19 protein-coding genes are annotated in these 20212 nt (G+C 63.9%); 10 read left to right on the forward strand and 9 right to left on the reverse strand.

The features are described from left to right. Nucleotides 1–1059 (forward strand): ATP-dependent helicase C-terminal domain-containing protein (locus tag CF161_RS12415; RefSeq protein ID WP_020296923.1); only part of this gene is annotated, 1059 nt, incomplete at its 5' end. A gap of 19 nt (nt 1060–1078) precedes the next feature. Here CF161_RS12415 and CF161_RS12420 read toward each other — a convergent pair. Beyond that, a complete protein-coding gene (locus CF161_RS12420; protein ID WP_020296924.1) occupies nt 1079–2158 on the reverse strand; it encodes an endonuclease/exonuclease/phosphatase family protein in 1080 nt (359 codons plus the stop codon). 88 nt (nt 2159–2246) lie between these two features. Continuing rightward, a complete protein-coding gene (locus CF161_RS12425; RefSeq protein ID WP_043229298.1) occupies nt 2247–2909 on the reverse strand; it encodes a YciC family protein in 663 nt (220 codons plus the stop codon). A 203-nt stretch (nt 2910–3112) separates the two neighbouring features. Here CF161_RS12425 and CF161_RS12430 point away from each other — a divergent pair, with 203 nt between their 5' ends. The 3 genes from CF161_RS12430 to CF161_RS12440 all read left to right on the forward strand — a co-directional run bounded on the left by CF161_RS12430 (nt 3113) and on the right by CF161_RS12440 (nt 5169). Next, nucleotides 3113–3889: a DUF2076 domain-containing protein gene (locus tag CF161_RS12430; protein WP_020296926.1), complete on the forward strand. Its 777-nt coding sequence runs from the start codon at nt 3113–3115 to the stop codon at nt 3887–3889. 161 nt (nt 3890–4050) lie between these two features. Beyond that, nucleotides 4051–4530, forward strand: coding sequence for an NYN domain-containing protein (locus CF161_RS12435; RefSeq protein WP_020296927.1), 480 nt, complete (start codon nt 4051–4053; stop codon nt 4528–4530). A gap of 27 nt (nt 4531–4557) precedes the next feature. Then, nucleotides 4558–5169: a PolC-type DNA polymerase III gene (locus CF161_RS12440; protein ID WP_020296928.1), complete on the forward strand. Its 612-nt coding sequence runs from the start codon at nt 4558–4560 to the stop codon at nt 5167–5169. A 33-nt stretch (nt 5170–5202) separates the two neighbouring features. Here CF161_RS12440 and CF161_RS12445 read toward each other — a convergent pair whose 3' ends face one another. Then, on the reverse strand, nt 5203–5655 hold the full coding sequence (locus CF161_RS12445) for an Lrp/AsnC family transcriptional regulator (RefSeq protein WP_020296929.1): 453 nt from the start codon (nt 5653–5655) through the stop codon (nt 5203–5205). 160 nt (nt 5656–5815) lie between these two features. Here CF161_RS12445 and yedA point away from each other — a divergent pair, with 160 nt between their 5' ends. Further along, nucleotides 5816–6727, forward strand: a complete 912-nt coding sequence (gene yedA, locus CF161_RS12450) for a drug/metabolite exporter YedA (protein WP_020296930.1) — start codon at nt 5816–5818, stop codon at nt 6725–6727. Between the two features lie 70 nt (nt 6728–6797). Here the strand turns inward: yedA and CF161_RS12455 are convergent, their stop codons facing one another. Continuing rightward, nucleotides 6798–9692, reverse strand: coding sequence for a discoidin domain-containing protein (locus CF161_RS12455; RefSeq protein WP_020296931.1), 2895 nt, complete (start codon nt 9690–9692; stop codon nt 6798–6800). Between the two features lie 501 nt (nt 9693–10193). Beyond that, complete coding sequence (locus CF161_RS12460; protein ID WP_020296932.1) at nt 10194–10652, reverse strand: hypothetical protein; 459 nt, start codon at nt 10650–10652, stop codon at nt 10194–10196. Between the two features lie 222 nt (nt 10653–10874). Here CF161_RS12460 and CF161_RS12465 point away from each other — a divergent pair, with 222 nt between their 5' ends. Beyond that, the gene (locus CF161_RS12465; protein ID WP_020296933.1) at nt 10875–12203 is read left to right on the forward strand and encodes a DEAD/DEAH box helicase; all 1329 of its coding nucleotides are present in this window, start codon (nt 10875–10877) and stop codon (nt 12201–12203) included. A 58-nt stretch (nt 12204–12261) separates the two neighbouring features. Here CF161_RS12465 and CF161_RS12470 read toward each other — a convergent pair whose 3' ends face one another. Together CF161_RS12470 and CF161_RS12475 are read right to left on the reverse strand one after the other, a co-directional pair. Further along, on the reverse strand, nt 12262–13503 hold the full coding sequence (locus CF161_RS12470) for a TIGR03862 family flavoprotein (RefSeq protein ID WP_020296934.1): 1242 nt from the start codon (nt 13501–13503) through the stop codon (nt 12262–12264). Nucleotides 13504–13947: 444 nt separating this feature from the next. After that, nucleotides 13948–14868 carry a histone deacetylase gene (locus tag CF161_RS12475; RefSeq protein WP_020296935.1) on the reverse strand — a complete coding sequence of 307 codons (921 nt, stop codon included), beginning with the start codon at nt 14866–14868 and terminating at the stop codon, nt 13948–13950. 76 nt (nt 14869–14944) lie between these two features. Between CF161_RS12475 and CF161_RS12480 the strand changes: the two genes are divergently transcribed. The 3 genes from CF161_RS12480 to CF161_RS12490 all read left to right on the forward strand — a co-directional run bounded on the left by CF161_RS12480 (nt 14945) and on the right by CF161_RS12490 (nt 17072). Beyond that, nucleotides 14945–15514, forward strand: coding sequence for a GNAT family N-acetyltransferase (locus CF161_RS12480; RefSeq protein WP_020296936.1), 570 nt, complete (start codon nt 14945–14947; stop codon nt 15512–15514). A gap of 104 nt (nt 15515–15618) precedes the next feature. Beyond that, nucleotides 15619–16488, forward strand: coding sequence for an acyl-CoA thioesterase II (tesB, locus tag CF161_RS12485; protein WP_020296937.1), 870 nt, complete (start codon nt 15619–15621; stop codon nt 16486–16488). After that, entirely contained in the window at nt 16485–17072 is a 588-nt protein-coding gene (locus CF161_RS12490) for an HAD family hydrolase (protein ID WP_020296938.1), read from the forward strand. Before tesB ends, CF161_RS12490 begins: the two co-directional genes overlap by 4 nt. 109 nt (nt 17073–17181) lie before the next feature. Here the strand turns inward: CF161_RS12490 and CF161_RS12495 are convergent, their stop codons facing one another. After that, complete coding sequence (locus CF161_RS12495; RefSeq protein ID WP_020296939.1) at nt 17182–18153, reverse strand: hypothetical protein; 972 nt, start codon at nt 18151–18153, stop codon at nt 17182–17184. Nucleotides 18154–18155: 2 nt separating this feature from the next. Continuing rightward, nucleotides 18156–19043 (reverse strand): neutral zinc metallopeptidase, encoded by an 888-nt coding sequence (locus tag CF161_RS12500; protein ID WP_020296940.1) that lies wholly within the window; start codon nt 19041–19043, stop codon nt 18156–18158. 140 nt (nt 19044–19183) lie between these two features. Between CF161_RS12500 and pcaQ the strand changes: the two genes are divergently transcribed. After that, nucleotides 19184–20113 (forward strand): pca operon transcription factor PcaQ, encoded by a 930-nt coding sequence (gene pcaQ, locus CF161_RS12505; protein WP_020296941.1) that lies wholly within the window; start codon nt 19184–19186, stop codon nt 20111–20113. Nucleotides 20114–20212: the final 99 nt, after the last annotated feature.

Here is a 20212-nt window from a genome sequence, read left to right on the forward strand (position 1 = left end):
CAATTGGCGCGACAGTACCGCGGCTACCTGCGGGGCAACGCCAGCGCCGCGGTGCCCGACCCCGAGCATCCGCGCTGGCTGGGGGCTTTGCTGGCCTTGGCCTATCCGGATCGCGTGGCCCAGCAGCGGCGCCCGGGGGGCGCTGAGTATCGCCTGGCCAACGGGCGTGCGGCGCTGTTCAGCGAAGCCGACAGCCTGATGAAGCAAGCCTGGCTGGTGATTGCCGATCTGGGCAGCCGCCAGGGGCAGCGCGAGGAGCGAATCTACCTGGCGACCGATTTCGATCCGGCGCTGTTCGATTCGGTCTTGGCCGAGCAGGTTCGCACCGTTGATCAACTGGACTGGGACGAGCGCGAAGGTGTGCTGCGAGCCGAGCGCCAGCGCAAGGTGGGCGAACTGGTGCTCAGTCGCGAACCCCTGACCGGGCTGGACGAGGCCGCGCGCAGCCAGGCGCTGGTCAACCTGGTGCGGCGCAAGGGGCTGGAGCTGTTGCCCTGGACCCCGGAATTGCGCCAGTGGCAGGCGCGAGTGGCCTTGCTGCGGCAACTGGACCTTGCCGCCAAGCCTGACAGCGAGTGGCCCGATGTCAGTGACGGCGCCTTGCTCAAGGGCCTGGAACACTGGTTGCTGCCGTACCTGGGCAAGGTCTCGCGGCTCAGCCATTTCGCCCAACTGGACCTGTCGAGCATCGTGCGCAATCAGTTGCCCTGGCCGCTGCCGCAACGCCTCGACGAGCTGGCGCCGCAGCATCTGAGCGTGCCCTCGGGTTCGTCGATTCGCCTGGACTACAGCGAGCAGCCGCCGATTCTCGCGGTGCGCCTGCAAGAGCTGTTCGGCTTGGCCGAGACCCCGCGCATCGCCGGTGGCCGGCAGGTGGTCAAGCTGCACCTGTTATCGCCGGCGCGGCGTCCGGTACAGGTCACCCAGGACCTGGCCAACTTCTGGCGCAGCACCTACGCCGAAGTGAAAAAAGACTTGAAGGGTCGCTACCCGAAACACTATTGGCCGGACGACCCGCTGGTGGCCGAAGCGACCGCACGGGCCAAACCGCGCAAGTAGCCCGGTCAATGAGCGCGGGTTACTGCGCGGCAGGCAGCAGGAAGCGCGCAATCACCGGTAAATGATCGGAGATGCGCAAGGTGTCGTCCTGCCTGACCCGGGCCTCGACTCGCTTGATGCGCGGGCTGTAGAACAGGTAGTCGACGGTGCGGTCCGGGCCGCTGAGGCTCGGGTCGTTGGGGTAGTGGGTCAGCCAGTTCTCGCGGTCGATGCCGCCGGCCTGGGTATTGGTCGGCACCATCGGGTATTTGTCCCACAGCAGGTGCAGCGCGCTGTCGGCGGCGTAGGGCGCGCGCTGTTCCGGCGCCAGACGCTGGTACTGGCCCAGGGGCAGCAGGTTGAAGTCGCCACCGATCAGCCAGGGCGTGCCGCGTCCTTCGAACGTATCGAGCACCTTGGCGATGGCCGTGACCTGGTTGGGCAAGGTCTCGTCGGCCTGTTTCGCCCGTTCCAGGTGGGTGTTGAGAATGGCCATCTGCCCGCCGTCGGTCAGGGGCAGGTAGCTCACCAGCAGGGCGTTCCTGGGCTGGTACTGGCGGCTCAACAGATTGGCGGAGGCGAGCGGCAGTTGCAGGCGTTCGGCGTGCTCGATCTGGTAGCGGCTCAGGGTCGCCAGTTGGCGGCCGACGCTGCCGAAGATGTGCGGTGAAGGAATGAAGTCGGCCTTCCAGTCGTAGGCCTGGGTGCTGCAGGGGTAGAGGTCGGTGACCCGTTCCTGCAACAGCTTGAGCTGGTCCTGGTAGGCGCTGGCCTTGGCGCCGTTGTCCAGTTCCTGCAGCAGGACGATGTCGGGTTGCTCGTCGCGGATGACCCGTGCCACCTCGTCGAGGCTGAAGGCCATGTCCTCGGGGGTGGGGCTTTCATCCGGGCCCTGGGCCTGGTCATTCCAGAACACATAGCGCTTGCCGGCCAGGTACTGGACGTTCCAGGTCATCACCTTCAGCGCCTGGCCGGGCATCAGGATCGGCGCCTTGGCCGCGCAACTGACGGGCAGCGACTCCTTGGCATCCGGGCGCCACGTCAGGCTGTAGACCAGGCTTGCAAACAGTCCGGCCAGCAGGAGCAGGCCCAGCAGGGTGAAGCGAAGTAGACGGGTCATCGGCTCGGCTTATGGCGTTGCAGGATTGAGCGCGAGCATAACCGAGAGCAGGGCCGCGGCCCAAGGGGCAGAGCGGCTGGTGTCGGTTTCAGCGTTTGTCGGGCAGATCGCTGATCAGCATGAACAGGCGGAACAGCACCACGCTGGTGAACAACTGCAGGAAGCTGTAGGCGCTGTCGATCACCAACCCCAGGAAGGCGTTCTGCGGGTCCGGGTAGACCGCGCTGCTGGCGCCCTTGAGCAGCCACAACGGGGTCATCACACAGAGGATGCACACCAGGATGCGCAGGAAATGGCCACGGGTCAGGCGCAGGCTTTCCTTGATCGCCGCCAGCGGTTGCAGGCCCTTGAGCACCAGCAGGTATTCGGCGAATGCCAGCATCACCATCACGCACAGCCCGGGCAGGAAGTACATCGACAGCCCGAGCAGAATCAGCAGGGTGCTGGTGGCGGTCAGCAGGGCAAAGCGCGGCCACAGCGTCAGGGACATGGCCAGCAGGTCACGGGTGCGAGGTGATTCGCCACGGGTGCGGGCATCGAGAAACAGAATCAGGGCGCCGGTGTACAGCGGGTAGACCAGCAGCCCCACCAGCACGCTGTAGCCGGGGAAGGCGTCGGGCCCCAGGGCGTTATCGACGACTTGCTGCAACAGCGCCTCGAGTACCACCAGCGGCAGGCACAAGGCCACGATCTGCCCCAGGTTGCGCTGGAAGAAGAACAAGGAGTCGCGGAGCACGTCTAACGGATTCATCGGCAGGTATCGCAGTGGCAGAGCGGTGTGCCACTTTAACCGATGCGGGCCCCGGGCAAGCAAACGTAAACGTTCGGTAAAGGCTATTGAAAGCCTGGGCAACAGCCCCATTACTGATCCGGGCATCAGCCCGTTTCCTGGTCAAACCCTTTATCCACAATGGACAAGGGCCAGTTTTCTACCGGCAATCTAAAGAGGTCGCCATGAACAGCGAAGAGCAAGCCCTGATCGATGGACTGTTTTCACGGTTGCAGCAAGCCGAAACGGATTCAGCCCCACGCGACGCCCAGGCCGAGGCGCGGATCAAGGAGCATCTGACCCGCCAGCCCGCCGCGGGCTATTTCATGACCCAGGCGATTCTGGTGCAGGAGGCCGCGCTCAAGAGCCTCGATGAGCAGAACAAGCAACTGACCCAGCAGATCCAGCAATTGCAAAGCGAACTGCAGCAAGCCAGGGCCCAGGCCGCCGCACCGGCGCCGAGCACCGGTGGGGGCTTCCTGTCGAGCATCTTTGGCGGCTCCCGCGACGCGCAGCCAGCCCCGACGCAAAGTGCTGCGCCGGCGTCCAGCGGTGGCTGGCGTGAACCGGCGCGGCCGTCCTTCAATGCCCAGCCGCAGCAGAGCTTCGGTGCGGCACCGCAAAATTATGCGGCGCCGCCGCAAAACTACGGGCAGCCAGCCGCACCGGCGGGCAGCGGGTTTCTCGGTGGGGCGTTGAAAACCGCCGCCGGGGTGGCGGGTGGTGTGATGCTGGCGCAAGGCATCAGCAGCCTGTTCCACAGCAACCAGCAACCCCAGGAAGTGGTGGAAGTGATCAAGGAAGAACCGGCTCCGGTCAGCGATAGCGGCGGTGGCTGGGGCAATGACGACCAACGCCTGGCCAATAACGATTCCTGGGGCAGCAATGACCAGGGCGGCCTGGACGATGCCGATTACGGCAGCGACGACAGTTCGTTCTCTGACGACGATTCCTTCGTCTGATCCCTTCGTCTGATCCCTTCGCCTGATCTGCGCTCGGTCCGGGAGGCATGACCCCCGGACCGATTATTCGCGGAACATTCCCCATGGCTGGCATACTGGGCGACTTTTCGGGGTTTGAGTCCCGATCCAGCCTGCGCGCTCCAGCGCCATGAGGATTAGCGGTGAAAAAAATCGCTGTGTTCGCCGACGTCCAGAACCTCTATTACACCGTGCGCCAGGCCTATGGTTGCCACTTCAACTACGCCGCGCTGTGGGCTGACATCAGCAAACAGGGGCAGATCGTCGAAGCCTATGCCTATGCCATCGATCGCGGTGACAGCAAGCAGCAGCAGTTCCAGCAGATCCTGCGCAACCTGGGCTTCACGGTAAAACTCAAACCCTATATCCAGCGCAGCGACGGCTCGGCCAAGGGCGACTGGGACGTGGGTATCACCATCGACATCATGGATGCCGCGGCTCACGTCGATGAGGTGGTGCTGGCCTCCGGCGATGGTGACTTCGACATGCTGCTCGAACGCATCATCCACAAGCATGGGGTCCAGGCCGTTGCCTATGGCGTGCCGGGGCTCACCGCCAATTCGCTGATTCGCGCCGCCTCGCGCTACGTGCCGATCGAAGGCGCGTTGCTGCTGAAAAACTGATCATTTTTTGTACGGAGCTGGACAGGTTTGGAACGCATTGCAGTCATCGACTTTGAAACCACCGGGATCTCCCCGAGCAGCAGTTGCCGGGCCACGGAAATCGCCGTGGTGATCCTGCAGCAGGGGCGCATCGTCGAGCGTTACCAGAGCCTGATGAATGCCGGCGTGCGGGTGCCGGGTTTTATCGAACAACTGACCGGCATCAGCAACGCCATGCTGCGCACCGCGCCTTCGGCGGAGCAGGTGATGAACGAGGTCAACGAGTTCGTCGGCACCACGCCGCTGCTGGCGCACAACGCCGCCTTCGACCAGAAGTTCTGGGATTTCGAGCTGGGACGGATCAAGCGCACCCGCTTGCAGAACTTCGCCTGTTCCCTGTTGCTGGCGCGGCGCCTGATGCCGGCCGCGCCCAACCACAAGCTCGGGACCCTGACCCAGTTCGCCGGCCTGCCCCATACCGGCCAGGCTCACCGGGCCATGGCCGATGCCGAGATGGCGGCCAACCTCACCGCGCACCTGGCCGAGGAACTGCGCCGCACCCACGGCCTGCGCGAGCTGTCCCACGACTTCCTGTGCAAATTGCAGAAAGTCCCGGCGGCGAAAATTCCCGACCACCTCAAGCGCCATCGCGGCTTCTAGGGCTGTTCGTTCGGCGCCGTCAGTGAAAACCACTCACTTGCCGTTGTGTTCCAACTGGCCCAGGGGCACCCGCCGTTCGATGGCGCTGGAGAGCACGATCGAGGTCTTGCTGGAACCGAACTGCGCCACCCGGTTGATCAGGTCTTCCAGCTCCGGCATCGACGCCACGGCGGCGCGCATGATCATGCAGGGATCGCCGGTGACCCGGTAGCACTCGGTCAACTGCGGGATCCGGGCCAGTTCGTCATAGGCCTTCTGGTTGCCGTGCTGGGCCAGGCGCAGTTCGATCACGCACTGGATCGGCAGCCCGAGCTTGGCCATGTCGACGTTGGCCTGGTAACCGGTGATCACCCCGCTGGACTCAAGCTTGGCCACGCGCTCGGCCACGGCGGGAGCTGAGAGATTCACCTTGCGCGCCAATTCGGCATAGGTTGCCCGGCCGTTTTCGATCAGTGCAGCGAGGAGCATGCGATCGTATTTGTCCATGATAAGGCTCCCAAACGCCCTGGCTTTCGAAAGCATGGCTTATAGCCGCAATCTCCCTATTTTGGAAAGTGTACGGGCCTTATAAACAGGTTTTGTAACTTAATTTCCCTGCTCCGGCTTTCTAAAATAGCGTTCCCATTGCCTGCCTACCGAGCTGCTTATGCCTGGCCTTCGCCGTTTTCCCTTGCCGTTGATTGCCGCCTTTTTTGCCTTGTACGTGATCTGGGGTTCGACCTACCTGGTGATTCGCATCGGCATCGAATACTGGCCGCCACTGCTGTTGGCCGGGATTCGGTTTGTGCTGGCCGGCAGCCTGATGTATGGCTTCCTGCGCTGGCGCGGCGTGCCGGCACCCACCTGGGCGCAGTGGAAGGCGGCGGGGATGATTGGCATTCTGTTGCTCAGCTGCGGCAACGGCGCGGTCAGCGTGGCTGAACACACCGGCGTGGCTTCGGGTGTGGCGGCGCTGGCGGTGGCCACGGTGCCGCTGTTCACCTTGCTCTGCGGGTATTTCTGGGGCGCGCGTAATACGCGGCTGGAATGGGCCGGGATCGTCCTTGGGCTGATCGGCATCGGCATGCTCAACCTCGGTTCCAACCTGCAAGCCAGCCCGCTGGGTGCGGGCCTCTTGGTGTTCGCGGCGGCGGCCTGGGCCTTTGGTTCGGTGTGGAGCAAGCACTTGCCTCTGCCCCAGGGGGCCATGGCCAGTGCCGCGGAAATGCTGGTGGGTGGCGTGGTATTGCTGATCGGCAGTGCCCTGAGCGGCGAACAACTGGAGAGCGTGCCGCCACTGGAAGGCTGGCTCGCCCTGGCCTACCTGGTGGGTTTTGGCTCGATCATCGCCTTCAACGCCTATATGTACCTGCTCAAGCACGTGCGCCCGGCCGCAGCCACCAGCTACGCCTACGTCAACCCGGCCGTGGCGGTGTTGCTGGGGATCGTGTTTGTCGGCGAGACCATTGGCACCGAGGAAGCCCTGGCGATGGTGGTTATCATCAGCGCCGTGGTGCTGATCGGCCTGCCGCAATGGCGCCGGCCGAAAGTGCTCCAGGAAAAACAAACGGCGGCCTGAAAAGGCCGCCGTTTGCGGGGTTGCCGTCACTGACGGCCACTCGTGGGGAACGAGGGGACGTCAGGCGTGATCAGTTACAAAGGCCTTCATCGCGCCAGACCTTGCCCGAACCGTCCACGCCGGTGAAGTTCGGGTTGCCCGGCTCGTGGTTCTTGCTCCACCAGCGGGCGGTGTAGAACCGACCTTTGTGGCTGACCTTGTTGTTCTCCATGTACGCACTCTCTGGATTCCAGGCCCCTTGGCAGCTGGCCTCGGCGGCAGAAACCTGCACGCTGTGGTCGCGGTTGACACTGTGGGTGCCATTACCCACGGCCAGGGAGAAGCGGTAGCTCACCTCTTTATCGCTTTTGGGGGCGACAAAGCTCAGCGTGGTGCCCGACGCCTGGAATGCCACAGTGGGCGTCACGCTCCAGCGGTAGCTCAGGGGCAGGCCGGCTGGGTCACTGGAACCCTTGGCGTCGAGGGTGACGGTTTCCCCGGGCTTGGCCTGATCAGGGCCGGCGATGCTGGCCACCGGCGGTTTGACCACCGGTTTTTCAACCTCGGCGTTGCACGGGCCCAGGTCACGCCACACTTTGCCGCTGCCATCCGGGCCGGTGAATGCCGGGTTGCCCGGCTCGCTGATCTGGATCCACCAGCGGGCTTGGTACTGGCGGCCTTTCCACTGCACCTTATCGTCAGTGACATAGATGCCATTAGCTTGCCAGTCTGGCGAGCACTGGCCGGTGGACTTACCTTTGATCAGTACGTCATGGGTGCGCTGAGTCTTCTGTTTGCCGTTGCTCAAGGTCAGGGTGAAGCGGTAGCTGGTGTCCCTGGCCAAGGGCGGCGCGAAAAAGGAAATCCGTGGGCCGTCGTAGGTAAAGTTCAGCTGTGGCGAGGCTGCCCAAGCAAAGCTTAGGGCGCTGCCTTGCGGGTCGCTGGAGGCGGAAGCATCTAGCACGACCTCGTCACCAAAACTGGCTTCAGTCTTGCCACTGATCACCGCCACCGGTGGTTTGCCAGCCTCCACGGGTTTGAGCGAGGCCACCTTGACGGTGTTGTCAGCGCTGAACTCACCGTCTGCGAGCAAGTTCCAGGTACCGTTCGGGCTGTCGCTCGAATAAACCTTGTAACCCTTGATGTTGCCCATCAGGCCCTGATCTTGACGGGGCAGGTAGTGCAGTTGGGAGAAGCGGCTGTTGGTGCCCATGTCGATCACGATCTCATGGGGATAACGCGCATCGGCGGCCGAACTCCAGTAGGAGTTGGGGTTGCCGTTGATGACGTTCGAGCCCGAGGTGCTGCCGGATGCGGCGCTGCTGGTGGAGTGGATGCGCCAGCTTTCCCGGGGCAGGGGCACGCCCTTGGCGCTGGCTAGCAGCAGTTCGGCGACGCTGGCGGTGTTTTTGCCATCCACCGACGAGGTGGCCACCAGCTTCAGGTAAGTACCCTGGGCTGTCTCCTGGTTGAGGCCGTAGGCGTTGCCTTGCAGGATCAGGTCTTGCGCGTCATTTTTTTCGGTTCTGAGTGCCAGATACCAGCGGCCGGCCTTCGGATCGTTTGCCCCTAGTCCGACAATCTGGCTCAGGGTTGAACGGTAGTCGAAGCTGGTCGTAGTGGGCTGAGCGCCGTACTTGAGCGACAGTTGGACTTGGCCGGTGTGCGTGTCCGTGCTGGTGCCCGGAACCACCGAGAAGGCGAGGCGCTGAGTGCCTGCTGGTACATCCAGCGCGAAGTAGCGTGTTGTGCCTTTGGCTTGATTGATCCGTTCTTCGAGGAGTGTGGTGATGTCTTCGCTGTCCAGCGGCACCACGGTTGGCGCGTAGGCGGATATTTTCGCCGCGTTCTCACGCCAGACTCGGGCCATGTTTGCCGTTTTGGCATCGCCCATGGGCACGCCGAGGTGGTCCTTGATGTCTGGATTGGAGAAGTAGCCCACGTGGTTACCACACAGGATGCTGCCCACCCGACCGTTATTGTGGCCGAAGCGGTAGTTGTTACTGCCGTTGGTGCAGTGGTCACCACCGACGTTGTGCGCCAGTTCATGGCGGAAGGCGGACGAGGCGCTGATTGCGTTGAGTGAGTAGCGTCCGTTCAGGTAAGCCCAGCCTGCTGCGGTGTCTACCCCGTGTGTGCCAACGGTGAAGGCGGTGATCAGGTCGGGGCTGTATTTACGCATGCCCTCGGCAAACAGGTTTTTAAGATCGGCCAGGACCGGGGTGGTGATCGGGTAGTCGTTAGGTATCACCTGGGTGCCGACCAACCGCACGCGCACGCTCTTGATCTGTGAGTTCTCCACAGCACGGTTGACCGAAGCCACCTGGGCCACGGCATAGGCCTCGTGGTCGCCGATGTAGGTGGCGGCCTTCTGGGTGAAGCCTGCCAACAGATCGATCACGATCTCGCCTTGGGCGTTGCGCTGGGTCAGGTAGCTGCGCTGGCCGCTTTGGGTTTCGATCAGGTTTGCTGTTTCGTCACCTTCGTTTGGTACGGAGTCGACGTGGTGTGGGCCGAACGACGGGGTGTCACCAAGGCGCATCAACGACTGTTCGCCGTTGGCATGGCCGCGGATGATTGTGTTGGCGTCAGGCATCAAGGCAATAAAACTGCCGTCGCGGCGGGCGGCGACAAACACCTCTCCCGGTGGGTTTTGATGGCGGGCCTGGCTTTGCATCTGCCCGACCAGCACGTTGATGTCCTTGAAGCTGTCGTTCGGCGCCGGCACGAGCTGGCGGATGCTCAGCCCGGTGGCTTGCAACAGGCTCGCGGTGCCCGCTTCGGCTGCTTGGCGCTGCGTCGGGTCCGAGGTCAGCGCGTGCAGATTGAGGAAGTGGCCGCTGGTGATGCTGGCGCTTTGCGGCGCTGTGTTGGGGGTATTTTCTTCATGGGCCTGGGCTGTCATTGGCAACAACATGGCGGTGCCCAGGCAAGCGATCCACAGGCGAGTGGAGCGGGTGAGCGGGTTGAGTCTGAAGCTCGGCATGGCAGTTCCTACAGATGCACAAGGCGGCAGCCGTCCTGACGGGCAGGGGCTGTCGTGTGGCGATTTTTATGGGTAAGAGAAAGTGCCGGCGGGCGGGATCATAGGTAGGCGCCATTGCTCTGTATACACGCGTGGGGGGCTTTTAGTACGGGTCCTAGAGAATTCTCTAAAATGGGTTGGGACGCCCGTCCCAGAGCGGTTGCAGGTGGATTTACGGGGGGCGCAAGGACGGGATTGAAGGCGAGAAACTCGGCTGCCGGGGTAATACCGATCAGCCACGTGAATGTCCTGTGGCGAGGGCGCTTGCTCTCGTCGGGCCGGGCTGGCGCTCTAGCGTGAGGTGGTCCACGGCAGGGGACTGCTGCGCAGTCCAGCGCGAGCAAGCGCCCTCGGCACAAGGGTTAGCTGACTGGAGTGAGGCTGGGAGCGCCTTGGGTTGCCGTGGGGCACCGGTGAAAAACGCCGGGCATTGCCCGGCGTTGTGGGTTTCAGCGGCAGGGGTCAGGCAAAGCCGGTCAGCATCAGCACGGCGATCATCAGGCCCACCACCGCTGCTGAAAACAGCAGGCCGATACCCACGACGCGCCAGAGCGAGTAGAACGGGCCGTTGCTCGCTTTGTGCTCCAGCAACAGCGGCCCGAACAGTTGACGCGCATAAGCGTTCATCGCAAACAGCGGCGGCAGCACGAAGACCACGGCGGGGATGTTATCCGGCAGGAAAAACCCGGCCAGGGTCATGGCGACGAAAAGCCCGATGCCCATTGCCCAGACGGTGTTGGCCTCGGACTCACGGCCCAGCGCCTTGAGGTTCTGGACGATGAAGTAGGCGCCCGCCACCGAGGTGCCGACGAAGGTGCCCAGGCCGACGGCGGCCACACTGTAGAGGCGCGGATTGTGGGCGGGGGCCTTGTCGGCGAGCAATTCGGCGGCGGGGGCCTGGAAGGGGTTTTCGTTGTCCATGGGGGTAGTGGCTCCTGAGGTGCAAGGCATTGGGGGCGCGATAGGACGGGCACCGGGGCGCGTCGATCCGCCCGCGCAGGGCAATTCTGCTCGGCTGGCGGCCGAGCGTCCACCTCGGCGATTGTCCGCCGCGCCTGGGTTTCGACTCAGGAGAACGCCCCTGAATTAGGGTAAACTGCCGCGCATTGCACCCTGTGCTGACATTTTTCCTACGGTACCCCCATGACATTCGCCACTCTTGGCCTGATCGAACCCTTGCTGCGTGCTCTCGAAACGCTTGGCTACCAGACCCCGACCCCGGTGCAGGCGCAAGCTATTCCTGCCGTACTGGCCGGTCGCGACCTGATGGCAGCCGCCCAGACCGGCACGGGCAAGACCGCCGGTTTTGCCGTGCCGCTGTTGCAACTGCTGGCCATGGAAGGGCCGAAAGTCACCGCCAACTCGGTCCGCGCGCTGATCCTGGTGCCCACTCGCGAGCTGGCCGAACAAGTGCACGAAAGCGTGCGCCAATACGCCGAAAACCTGCCCCTGAGCACCTACGCGGTGTACGGCGGCGTCAGCATCAACCCGCAGATGATGAAGCTGCGCAAGGGCGTCGACCTGCTGGTCGCCACCCCGGGCCGGTTGCTTGATCTGTTCCGCCAGAACGCGCTGAAGTTCAACCAACTGCAAACCCTGGTGCTGGACGAAGCCGACCGGATGCTTGACCTGGGCTTCTCGGAAGAGCTGTCGAACATCTACCGCGTACTGCCGAAAAAGCGTCAGACCCTGCTGTTTTCCGCCACCTTCTCTGACGAAATCCGCCTGCTGGCCGGGCAGATGCTCAACGACCCGCTGAGCATCGAAGTCAGCCCGCGCAACGTTGCTGCCAATACGGTCAAGCAATGGGTGGTGACGGTGGACAAGAAGCGCAAGCCGGAACTGTTCGTGCACCTGATGCGCAAAGGGAAGTGGAAGCAGGTGCTGGTGTTCGCCAAGACCCGTAACGGGGTCGATGCTCTGGTGGAAAAACTCCAGGGCATGGGCGTCAACGCCGACGGTATCCACGGCGACAAACCCCAGGCCACCCGCCAGCGTGCGCTGGATCGGTTCAAGGCCAGTGAAACGCAGATCCTGGTGGCCACCGACGTTGCTGCGCGCGGCCTCGACATCGAAGACCTGCCGCTGGTGGTCAACTTCGATTTGCCGATCGTCGCCGAAGACTATATCCACCGCATTGGCCGTACCGGGCGTGCCGGTGCCACCGGCGAGGCGATCTCCCTGGTGTGCGCCGATGAGGTGAACCTGCTGTCGGCGATCGAGACCCTGACTCGCCAGACCCTCAAGCGCCATGACGAGCCGGATTTCGTGCCCGAGCACCGGGTGCCGGAAACCGACGCCAGCGGCCAAGTGGTGAAAAAACCGAAAAAGCCGAAAAAACCCAAGACCTCCGGTGGCAAGCGCAACCTCGGCAAGTGGGTGGAAAGCGCTGAAGTGGCCGAAGCCCCTGCAGTAAAACCGGTGCGCAAAGTACCGGTCTTCAACACGGGGCCGCGTAAAAGGAAACCTTGAAAAGCAGCGGTGAGCGACAAGCTGCAAGCTGCAAGTTTTGGAGCTTGGAGCTTGCGGCTTAGACCTTGTGGCTTAGCCAGCTTTTGATTCCCAGACCTGCGGCTCTTCCGCCGGCAAAGCAGGCGGTGAGCAGGTAGCCGCCGGTGGGGGCTTCCCAGTCGAGCATTTCGCCGGCGCAGAACACTCCCGGCAGGGCCTGGAGCATCAGTCGTTGATCCAGCGCTTCAAAGGGCACGCCGCCAGCACTGCTGATGGCTTCGTCAAGCGGGCGGGTTTTTAGCAGATTCAGGGGCAGGGCCTTGATGGCCTGGGCCAGCGACGCGGGATTGGCGAAGCATTGGGCGTCGGTCAGTTCGCGCAGCAGGGCGGCCTTGAGCCCATCGATGCCCAACTGGCTGTGCAGGTGCTTGGCCATGGAGCGCGAACCCCGTGGCTTGTTCAGCGCTGCCAGGACGTTGTCCAAAGCCTTGCCCGGGAGCAGGTCGATATGCACAGTGGCCACGCCCTGCTGCTGGATGGCCCGGCGAATCGGTGCCGACAGGGCATAGATCAGGCTGCCTTCGATGCCGCTGGCGGTGATCACGCATTCACCCAGTCGCGGTTTATCGTCGTTGAGGCCGATGGCCACGTTTTTCAGCGGCGCGCCGGCGAATTTCTCGCGCAACAACGGGCTCCAGCCCGCCACGTCAAACCCGCAATTGCTGGGTTCCAGCGACGCCAGCGGGATGCCGCGCTGTTCCAGCAACGGCAGCCAGGCACCGTCCGACCCCAGGCGAGCCCAACTGCCGCCGCCCAGTGCCAGCAGCACGGCGTCGGCCCGTACCGCAATTTCGCCTTCCGGGTTATGGATTCGCAGGCTGTTATCGGCATTCCAGCCCAGCCAGCGGTGGCGGGTGTGGATAACTACACCGGCTTCGCGCAGGCGCTTGAGCCAGGCACGCAGCAGCGGCGCGGCTTTCATGTCCCTGGGGAAGACCCGGCCGGAACTGCCGACAAAGGTTTCGATGCCCAGGCCATGAATCCATTCGCACAGCGCCTCGGCGCCAAACTCGCGCAGCAGCGGCGCAATGTGCGGCGCGCGTTCGGCATAACGCGACAGAAACGCCGGGTAGGCCTCGGAATGAGTGATGTTCATGCCGCCGACCCCGGCCAGCAGGAACTTGCGGCCCACCGAAGGCATGCCGTCGTACAGGTCGACACGGATACCCGCCTGGCTCAGCACTTCGGCCGCCATCAGGCCGGCAGGGCCGCCGCCGATGATGGCGACGTGGTGGGGCAGGGCGGTATGGGGTTGGGTCATGGCGAGGGGCGATGTTGGCGAAAGAAGCCGGCCATTCTACGGACTTTTACCGTCGCTGCCGAAAACCTAGGCGCTTGATCGCGCCCCTCGGTGGCTGCCCAGGGCGGCTGATCAAAAAATAGGCGGTGCCCTGCAGGCCTTGATCAGTCTGCCCTGTAGCGGGTTTTGCCCAGGTTATCCACAAGCGGTTGCACAGAGAATGTGGGTAATGCTTCAGGGTTGTGTGACGCCTTGATGACGGGCCTGTGGCCACTGCGGGGCGGGTTTGGCGCTATTGGCTGTCGCTCGGGCCAACGCCCGCGATCTTGGCGGGCTTGCCTGAAGGGGCGGCTGATCAAAAAATAGGCGGTGTCCTGCGGGCGTTATAAAACCTGGGCTGCAGCGGGTTTTGCTCAGGTTATCCACAGGCGGTTGCACAGAGACTGTGGGTAATGCGCCCACAACTCAATGACAACCTGATGACGTCCAGACCCGCTGCGCACTGTGGTGCAGGATGCCGTGGCGCCGGGCCAGGGCCTGGCGGTCTTTGCTGTAGCCGCCGCCAATCACCCCGACCACCGGGATATCGCGGCCCAGGCAATGGCGCATGACACGCTCATCGCGCTCGGCGACCCCGGCGTCAGTCAGTTTCAGGTAGCCCAGGGCGTCGTCCTTGTGCACATCGACCCCGGCGTCGTACAGCACCAGGTCCGGCTGGTAGAGCGGCAGCAGGTAGTTGAGGGCGTCATCGACCACTTGCAGGTACTCGCTGTCGCCCATGCCCATGGCCAGGGGGATGTCCCAGTCACTGGTGGCCTTGCGCGCGGGGAAGTTCTTTTCGCAGTGCAACGAGACGGTCACCGCGTCCGGGGTATGTTCGAGAATCCGCGCGGTGCCGTCGCCCTGGTGCACGTCGCAATCGAAGATCAGCACCCGGCTGACCCGACCGGCCGCCAGCAGGTAATGGCTGATGATCGCCAGGTCGTTGAAGATGCAGAAGCCGGCCGGGTAGTCGTAATGGGCGTGGTGGGTGCCCCCGGCCAGGTGACAGGCCAGGCCATGTTCCAGGGCCAGTTCGGCGGCCAGCAGCGAGCCGCCGACCGCGCGCACGGTGCGTCGCGCCAGGGCTTCGTTCCACGGCAGGCCGAGGCGCCGTTGGTCTTCTCGGGACAACTCGCCGCTCATATAGCGTTCGATATAGCCAGGGTCATGGGCCAGGGCCAGGATCTCTGGCGGGCAGAGCTGCGGGCGCAGCAGGTCGGCATCCCGGGTCAGGCCGCTGGTCACCAGGTGGTCGCGCAGCAGGCGAAATTTGTCCATGGGAAAGCGGTGTTCCGCAGGAAACTCGGGGCTGTAGTCATCGTGATAAATCAACGGCAATGGCATGGCAATTTCTGATAGGAACCCGTGAAGGATCCTACCAGCGATGTAGACTTGCTCCCATGGATTATGGAGGGGCCCGATGGAGCCGATATTGCAACTGGAAAGCGCGCGGCTGTTGATGCGCCAGTGGAGCGATGAAGATTTGCCGGCGTTTGCGGCAATGTGCGCCGATCCACAGGTCATGCGGTACTTCCCTGCGCCCTTGAGCCGGCTGGAAAGTGCGGCATTGATCGGGCGAATACGCGGTCATTTTGCCGAACATGGCTTTGGTTTGTGGGCGCTGGAGCGCAAGGACAGCGGCGCCTTTATCGGCTTTACCGGCTTGGGCGTGGTGGGTTTCGAAGCACCTTTTACCCCCGCGGTGGAAATCGGCTGGCGCCTGGCCCGTGAACACTGGGGCCTGGGCTACGCCAGCGAAGCGGCCTGGACCGCTCTGCGCTGCGGCTTTGACCGCTTGTTGCTGAAAGAGGTGGTGGCCTTCACCACGGCCAGCAATCAGCCGTCGCAGAAAGTCATGCAAGCCATCGGCATGCACCATGCCCCCAGCGACGACTTCGAGCACCCCGCGCTGGCCAGCGATCACCCGCTGCGCACCCATGTGCTGTATCGCATCAACCGCGAACAATGGTTGGAAACCTTGCATGGATAGGGCGGCAGGGCGTTTAGAATGTGCCGATTGTCAGGATGCCCCCTGATTGAATTGCCCGCCGCAGCCAAGACTGCGCGGTATTGCTCTGTGTGAGGAGAGTCTGAATGAGCCACGTGTTGGAAGATCTGGTCGACCTGTTGACCCTGGAACCGATCGAAGAAAACCTGTTTCGCGGTCGCAGCCAGGACCTGGGCTTCCGCCAGCTGTTCGGCGGCCAGGTACTGGGCCAGTCCCTGTCCGCGGCCAGCCAGACCGTGGAAGAAGCACGCCATGTGCACTCCATGCACGGGTACTTCCTGCGTCCGGGCGATGCCGGTTTGCCGGTGGTCTACCAGGTGGACCGGGTGCGTGATGGCGGCAGCTTCAGTACGCGCCGGGTGACCGCGATCCAGAAGGGCAACCCGATCTTCACCTGCAGCGCTTCGTTCCAGTACGACGAGCAGGGCTTCGAACACCAGAACCAGATGCCGAACGTGGTGGGCCCGGAAAACCTGCCCTCGGAGCTGGAAATCACCCAGCAGCGCGCGCACCTGATCCCTGAGCACATGCGTGAAAAACTGCTGTGCCCCAAACCCATCGAAGTGCGCCCGGTCACCGAAAAAGACCCGTACAACCCGCAGCCGATGGACCCGGTGAAGTACGTGTGGTTTCGCGCCGACGGCGCCTTGGCCGATATCCCGGCCTTGCACAAGTACCTGCTGGCCTATGCCTCCGACTTCGGCCTGTTGACCACTTCGATGCTGCCCCACGGCAAATCGGTGTGGCAGAAGGACATGCAGGTCGCCAGCCTCGACCACGCGCTGTGGTTCCATGCCGACCTGCGCGCCGACGACTGGTTGCTGTACGCCATGGACAGCCCATGGGCCGGCAATTCCCGTGGTTTCTCCCGGGGCAGCGTGTTCAACCGCGCCGGGCAACTGGTGGCCTCGGTCACCCAGGAAGGCCTGATCCGTCATCGCAAGGACTGGGCATGAGTCTTTCGGAGATACGGCATTGGGTGTTCGATATGGACGGCACCCTGACGATTGCAGTGCATGATTTCGCCGCCATTCGCCAGGCCCTGGATATCCCTGCGGAAGACGACATCCTCACCCACCTCGCGGCCTTGCCCGCCGCAGAAGGCGCAGCCAAGCATGCCTGGCTGCTGGAGCATGAGCGCGAACTGGCCCTGGGCTCACGCCCGGCGCCGGGGGCGGTGGAACTGGTGCGCAACCTGGCGCAGCGCGGCTACCGCCTGGGCATCCTGACCCGCAACGCGCGGGAGTTGGCCCATATCACCCTGGAGGCCATCGGTCTGGCGGACTGCTTTGCCAGCGACGACGTGCTGGGCCGCGATGATGCGCCGCCCAAGCCGCACCCAGGTGGATTGCTGAAGTTGGCCGAAGCCTGGGACGTGACGCCTGGCGCCATGGTGATGGTGGGCGACTACCGCTTCGACCTCGACTGCGGCCGCGCCGCAGGCACGCGCACGGTGTTGGTCAACCTGCCGGAGAACCCATGGCCGGAGCTGGTGGATTGGCACGCGGCAGATTGTGGCGCGTTGCAGAAAATGATCTAGCGCGGGCGCTTGGGCCCCGTGTAGCCGCTGGTGTGCTATGGCCTTTTGTGGCGAGGGAGCTTGCTCCCGCCGGGGTGCGTAGCGCCCCCAAAAAGTCCACCTCCCCCCTTCAGCGAGCGAACAATGCCTTCTGCCCCTCAGGCGAGGTCAACATCCCATCGCCGTTGTGCCCCACCCCCGGCACCTCCACCAAGCGATGGCTCAACTGCGGATGCCGCTGCTTGAGGTAGTCGAAATAGTTGTGCCCGCGAATCAGGCGATAGGCGCCCTGGGCCTCGGCTTCACAACTTTTATCCAGCGCCGGATGGTTCGGATCGGTGTCCTGCTGGCCCAGCAGGTAGGTGACCGTGCGGGACACGTAGGCCTGCTCCAGCTGCTCCGTGCTCTGGCCCCGGGCGTAGTCCGGCAACTGCTGCAGGCCGTATTTCCAGTTGTCGAAGCCCGGGCAACTGGCGGCGTCGAACCGCACCGGGCGCTGCGGGCTGAAGTACGCATAGGACGATGGGTTGGCCACCACAAAGCGCAGGCTGATGCCTTCGCGTTGCAGGGTCGGGTGCTCGTGGCCGATCAGGGCGAAACGCTGCACCACCTGGCCACCGCCGGAATGGCCGGCGACCACGATGTCCTTCAGCGCCGGGAACAGCGTGCGGTTGCCCAGGTGCTTGATGATCTGGTCGAGGGCGCCATAGGAACTGACCTGGCCCGGGCCGATGGAGGCCTCGCCGGCCATCCAGTCGTTGCCCTTCCAGCGCAGGACCTGGCGCTCCAGGTGATTGCGCTGCACGTCGGACTCATTGAGAAACTGCGGCGCGATCACCAGGGTGTTCGCACCTTGCCCGGCCTGGCTGGCGGCCTGTTCGGCGCTGTGCAGGTAGGTCTGGGCATTGCGCAGGCGGCCATGGACGATGATCAGTGCGCGCTGGATCTGCGGCAGCGGCTGTCGCCAATCCTGGCTCAGGCCCACGGCCAGTTCACCGCCGTCCAACGCCAGGCGCTCGGGGCTGATGTCCTTGACTCCATGTTCCGCGGCCTGTGCGCTGGCACAGGCGATCCACAGCGCAACCAGCGTCAGTACACGCACTGTTAAAGGCTCTTCGCGGCGAAGGTGTCGCACTGGCCGATCTGGCCCTGGCTGAAACCGGTCTTGAACCAGCGCACGCGCTGCGCCGAGGTGCCGTGGGTGAAGGAGTCCGGCACCACACGGCCCTGGCCTTGCTGCTGCAAGCGATCATCGCCGATGGCATTGGCGGCGTTCAGCGCTTCCTCGATATCCCCGGGCTCCAGCCAGTTCAGGCGTTTTTGCGCATGGTTGGCCCAGACCCCGGCCAGGCAGTCGGCTTGCAGTTCCTGGCGCACCAGCAGCCCGCCATCACCCTGCATCTGCCGGCCTTGCTGGCGCGCGGCCTGGATTTTGGCCGAGACCCCGAGCAGGGTCTGCACGTGGTGCCCGACTTCGTGAGCGATCACATAGGCCTGGGCGAAGTCGCCGGCGGCGGAAAAGCGCTGGGACATTTCGCGGAAGAAGTCCATGTCCAGGTACACCTGCTGGTCGGCAGGGCAGTAGAAGGGGCCGGTGGCGGAGGTGGCGGCGCCGCAGGCGGAGTTCACCCGACCGCGGAACAGAATCAGTTTGGGTTGCTGGTACTGGCGCCCGGCCTCCTGGAAGATCTGGCCCCAGGTGTCTTCGGTGTCGCCGAGGATGGCGCGCACGAACTCGGCCTGTTGATCATTGGCCGGGGGGGCCTGGCGCGTCTGAGTCGTGGCCGGTGCCGATTGCTCCATCTGCCCGGCCAGTTGCCCGAGGATCTGCATCGGGTCCTGGCCGGTGATCCAGCCGATGCCGACGATCAGCAGGATGGCCGTCAGGCTCAGGCCCTTGCCGCCGCCGAAACGCATGCCGCCGCCACCGCCACCGCTGTCATCACGAGCATCCACCACGTTGTCGCTGCGCCGCCCTTTTTTCCAAAGCATGGGGTGAATCCTCGTTATCGTTGGCTGTGAGTGTTGCTGGTGAGTGGTGCCGACGCCAGTCCGGTCGTCAGGCATTTGCGCGCACGTTACCATTGCCCGCGGCCGCATCGCTGCTGTCCAGACCTATTCGGGGCTCACTATTGAACATCGATACCCGCATCAAATTCCGTCACCTGGTGTGTTTTCTTGAAATGGCTCGCCAAGGCAGCCTGGCGCGTGCCGCCGATGTGCTTGCAGTGAGCCAGCCGGCGATGTCGAAAACCCTCAAGGAACTGGAGCAACTGCTCGATGCCAGCCTGTTCCTGCGCAGCAAGGCCGGGCTCAGCCTGACCGAGGCCGGGCGGGCTTTCCTGCGTTATGCCGGGCCCTCGGTGCAAGCCCTGCGCGAGGGGGTGGATACCCTGCGCGGCGGTGAATATGCAGCCGGGGTGGTGCGCCTCGGGGTGCTGTCGACCGCCGAAAGCCTGCTGCTGCCGGAAGTGGTGCGGCGCCTGCACCAGCGCCACTCGGCACTGGCGGTGAGTGTGGTCACCGGCCCCAGCGCCTACCTGTTGTCGCAGCTGCGGGTCGGCGATGTCGACCTGGTGGTGGGGCGCATGACCGAGAGCCCGGAGATCCAGGGCCTGAGCTTCGAGCACCTGTACAGCGAGTCGATGACCCTGGTGGCGCGCCCGGAGCATCCATTGCTCGTCGGCCCCCTCGATCGTGAGGCCGTGGAGCGCTTTCCCCTGGTGCTGCCGCTGGCGGGCACCACCATCCGCAAGTTTGCCGACAGCCTGTTTGTGCAGTGCGGCATCGGCCAATCCCGGCAGCGCCTGGAAACCCTGTCGGTGACCTTGAGCCGGCGCTATGTGTTATCCACTGATGCGCTGTGGATCGCCCCGCTGGACGCAGTACGCCTGGACCTGGCCAACGGCGAGTTGTGCGAGATCGACCTGGGGTTGCGCGAGCCCGGGGGCTCGGTGGGGATTTCGAGCAACGCCAGCCTGCCACTGTCGCTGGCCGGGCAATGGTGCGTCGACGTGCTGCGGGAAGTGGGCAGCGCCTACCGCGAAGGGCTTTATCCATAACCATTTGGTTATGGGTGGCGGGCGGCTTTTCAATTTTCGGCGGGCTGGTGTTGGGTGAGACTGCGAAGGCAGCTCCATAAATCCAACAACAGGAGATCG

It is taken from the genome of Pseudomonas sp. CF161 (genome assembly GCF_000416215.1).
Taxonomy (GTDB): domain Bacteria; phylum Pseudomonadota; class Gammaproteobacteria; order Pseudomonadales; family Pseudomonadaceae; genus Aquipseudomonas.

Coding starts and splice junctions, on each gene's coding strand:
- CF161_RS12480 (WP_020296936.1), top strand. CDS start 14,945: ATGGAGCCGATATTGCAACTGGAAAGCGCGCGGCTGTTGATGCGCCAG.
- CF161_RS12445 (WP_020296929.1), bottom strand. CDS start 5,655: ATGGACAAATACGATCGCATGCTCCTCGCTGCACTGATCGAAAACGGC.
- CF161_RS12465 (WP_020296933.1), top strand. CDS start 10,875: ATGACATTCGCCACTCTTGGCCTGATCGAACCCTTGCTGCGTGCTCTC.
- CF161_RS12470 (WP_020296934.1), bottom strand. CDS start 13,503: ATGACCCAACCCCATACCGCCCTGCCCCACCACGTCGCCATCATCGGC.
- CF161_RS12460 (WP_020296932.1), bottom strand. CDS start 10,652: ATGGACAACGAAAACCCCTTCCAGGCCCCCGCCGCCGAATTGCTCGCC.
- tesB (WP_020296937.1), top strand. CDS start 15,619: ATGAGCCACGTGTTGGAAGATCTGGTCGACCTGTTGACCCTGGAACCG.
- CF161_RS12490 (WP_020296938.1), top strand. CDS start 16,485: ATGAGTCTTTCGGAGATACGGCATTGGGTGTTCGATATGGACGGCACC.
- CF161_RS12420 (WP_020296924.1), bottom strand. CDS start 2,158: ATGACCCGTCTACTTCGCTTCACCCTGCTGGGCCTGCTCCTGCTGGCC.
- yedA (WP_020296930.1), top strand. CDS start 5,816: ATGCCTGGCCTTCGCCGTTTTCCCTTGCCGTTGATTGCCGCCTTTTTT.
- CF161_RS12455 (WP_020296931.1), bottom strand. CDS start 9,692: ATGCCGAGCTTCAGACTCAACCCGCTCACCCGCTCCACTCGCCTGTGG.
- CF161_RS12425 (WP_043229298.1), bottom strand. CDS start 2,909: ATGAATCCGTTAGACGTGCTCCGCGACTCCTTGTTCTTCTTCCAGCGC.
- CF161_RS12500 (WP_020296940.1), bottom strand. CDS start 19,043: ATGCTTTGGAAAAAAGGGCGGCGCAGCGACAACGTGGTGGATGCTCGT.
- CF161_RS12475 (WP_020296935.1), bottom strand. CDS start 14,868: ATGCCATTGCCGTTGATTTATCACGATGACTACAGCCCCGAGTTTCCT.
- CF161_RS12430 (WP_020296926.1), top strand. CDS start 3,113: ATGAACAGCGAAGAGCAAGCCCTGATCGATGGACTGTTTTCACGGTTG.